The sequence below is a fragment of the Pseudoroseomonas cervicalis ATCC 49957 genome, assembly GCF_000164635.1.
GTDB classification, from domain to species: Bacteria; Pseudomonadota; Alphaproteobacteria; order Acetobacterales; family Acetobacteraceae; genus Pseudoroseomonas; species Pseudoroseomonas cervicalis.
This window is the reverse complement of record NZ_GG771028.1, coordinates 1-2,719: the sequence shown is the minus strand read 5'-3', so window position 1 is coordinate 2,719 and position 2,719 is coordinate 1. Positions and strand designations below refer to the sequence as shown.

Sequence of the window (2,719 nt, the reverse complement as noted above, 5' to 3'; positions counted from 1 at the left end):
CGCCTGCGGCAGGGCGGCGGGCGGCAGCGGCAGTTCCACCCAGAAGCGGCTGCCGCGCCCGTCCGGCCCGGCCTCGACGCCGATCCGCCCCTGCATGGCCAGGGCCAGCCCGGCGCAGATGGCGAGGCCAAGGCCGCTGCCCTCCTCGCGCTCGGCCCCGCCCTCCAGCCGCTGGAAGTCGCGGAACAGCCGCGCCGCCTGGCCGGGCGGGATGCCGGGGCCGTTGTCCACCACCTCCAGCCGCAGCCCCTGGCCGGGCAGCGGCGACGCGGCCAGGGTGACCCGCCCGCCGGCGGGGGTGAACTTCACCGCGTTGCCCAGCAGGTTCAGCAGGATCTGGCGGATGCGGCGGGCATCGCCGTGCACCGCCGGCGGCAGGCCCGGCGCGGCCTCCAGCGCCAGCGCCAGCCGCTTGCGCTCGGCCTCCGGCCGCACCAGGGCCAGCGCCTCCTGCAGCAGCGGCTGCAGCGCCAGCGGCGCGCATTGCAGGCCGAGCCGCCCGGCCTCCACCTGCGCCAGGTCGAGCACGTCATTGACCAGGGCCAGCAGGTGGCGGCCCGCCCCCTCGATCATCGCCAGCTGCTCGCGCACCGCGGGCGGCACGTCCTGCCGCGCCGCCAGCAGCTGGGCGAGGCCCAGCACGCCGTTCAGCGGCGTGCGCAGCTCGTGGCTCATCCGCGCCAGGAAGCGCGACTTCGCCTCGTTCGCCTGCTCGGCGCTGCGCGCGGCGTCGGCGGCGGCGGCGAGGGCGCGGCGCTCGCCCCGCTCGCGGAACAGCGCCAGCAGCAGGAAGCTGATGCCGACACCCTGCAGGATGCCCTGCAGCATCACCATCTGGACCCAGAGATTCTCCGGCAGGTCGTCGCTCGGCTGCCAGTCGCCCACCATCGCCACGGCGGGGATGCGCAGCAGCATCAGCACCCCCTGCAGCGCGAAGGCGCCGGCCAGCAGGCCGCGCAGCAGCGGGCTCTCGGCATAGCCGCGGGCGAATTGCAGGGCGGTGCCGAAGATCAGCGGCGCGCTGAGCATCGACAGGATGATGACCCGCGTCTCCACCGGCGCGGTCAGCTCCGGCAGGGCACGCAGGCCGAGCCAGATCATCCCCGGCAGCAGCACCGGCCAGAGCAGCGGCGGATCGCCATCGAAGCGGCGGGCGCCGTGCCAGGTCGCGGCCAGCGCCAGCAGCATCACGAGATTGGCGATGTCGATGGACAGGAACACCGGCACCGTGCCGCGCAGCCCGAGCAGCAGCGAGGCCAGGCTGATGCCGAGCAGCGACAGGCCCCAGGCGCGCAGCCCCGGCAGGCTGTGCCGCCCGACGGACAGGCCGATCCAGATCAGCCCCAGCAAGGCCCCGATGGCAAGGCTGACGGTGAGCAGGGTGAAGCTGTCGAGGGACAAGGAAGGGGCCCGATCCACCGCGAGAAGAGGCCGGGGCTGGCCCGGTCGGGTCTTCTTAGCGGTGGCTGAGCCACGCCCCTAGCCGGAAAACAGCATCCGGTGGCGGAACGGTAAAATAAAGTCCATCTCAGACGTTGAAGCGGAACAGCATGATGTCGCCATCCTTGACGACGTATTCCTTGCCCTCGACGCGCATCTTGCCGGCTTCCTTGGCCGCCTGCTCGCCGCCCAGCGTGACGTAGTCGTCATAGCCGATGGTCTCGGCGGCGATGAAGCCGCGCTCGAAATCGCCATGGATGACCCCGGCGGCCTGCGGCGCCTTCATCCCCTTCAGGATGGTCCAGGCGCGCGCCTCCTTGGGCCCCACGGTGAAATAGGTGATCAGCCCGAGCAGCCCGTAGCCGGCGGCGATGACGCGATCCAGCCCGGAATCCGACAGGCCGAGCCCCTCCAGGAACTCGCCCCGGTCGGCCGCGTCCATCTGGCTGATCTCCGCCTCGATGGCGGCGGAGACGACCACCGCCTTGGCCCCCTCGGCGGCGGCGCGCTCGAACACCCGCGCGCTCTGCGCATTGCCGGTGGCGGCCGCGCCCTCCTCGACATTGCAGACATACAGCACGGGCTTGGAGGTCAGCAGTTGCAGCCGCTTCACCGCCTCCTCCTCCCCCTTGGGGATCGAGGCGCGGGCCGGCTTGCCGTCGCGCAGCCCGGCCAGGATCGGCTCGATCAGGGCGAGCTGGCCGGAGGCCTCCTTGTCGCCGCCGCGGGCGCGCTTCTGCAGCCCGGTGATGCGCTTCTCCAGGCTGTCCATGTCGGCCAGCATCAGCTCGGTCTCGATGGTGTCGGCGTCGCGGATCGGGTCGACGCTGCCCTCGACATGGGTGACGTCGCCATCCTCGAAGCAGCGCAGCACGTGTACGATGGCGTCCGTCTCGCGGATGTTCGCCAGGAACTGGTTGCCCAACCCCTCCCCGCGCGAGGCGCCGCGCACCAGCCCGGCGATGTCGACGAATTCCAGGCTGGTGGGGACGATCTTCTGGCTCTTGCCGATCTTCGCGATGGCGTCGAGGCGGCGGTCCGGCACGGCGACGCGGCCGACATTCGGCTCGATCGTGCAGAAGGGATAGTTGGCGGCCTGGGCCGCCGCGGTCTGCGTCAGCGCGTTGAACAGGGTGGACTTGCCGACATTCGGCAGCCCGACGATACCGCAATTGAAGCCCATGACCGGTCCTCGGAGGCAGAAGGCGCCACGCGGCCCAGGGCCGCGGCAGGCGGGGTCCGGGCCCGCGCCCTGTGGCAGGGGCGGCCCGGCGGGAGG

Annotated in this window: 2 protein-coding genes; both read right to left on the bottom strand. The window is 72.3% G+C overall.

All coding sequences use genetic code 11. The features are described 5' to 3' along the window. On the bottom strand, nt 1-1,401 hold a 1,401-nt coding region (locus HMPREF0731_RS21480; protein ID WP_007006349.1), incomplete at its 3' end, for a sensor histidine kinase. 127 nt (nt 1,402-1,528) lie between these two features. Next, a complete protein-coding gene (gene ychF, locus HMPREF0731_RS21475) occupies nt 1,529-2,623 on the bottom strand; it encodes a redox-regulated ATPase YchF (protein WP_007006348.1) in 1,095 nt (364 codons plus the stop codon). Nucleotides 2,624-2,719 lie beyond the last annotated feature (96 nt).

Bases quoted from the DNA above. Each gene is read 5' to 3' on its own strand.
- ychF (WP_007006348.1), bottom strand. From the start codon at position 2,623: ATGGGCTTCAATTGCGGTATCGTCGGGCTGCCGAATGTCGGCAAGTCC.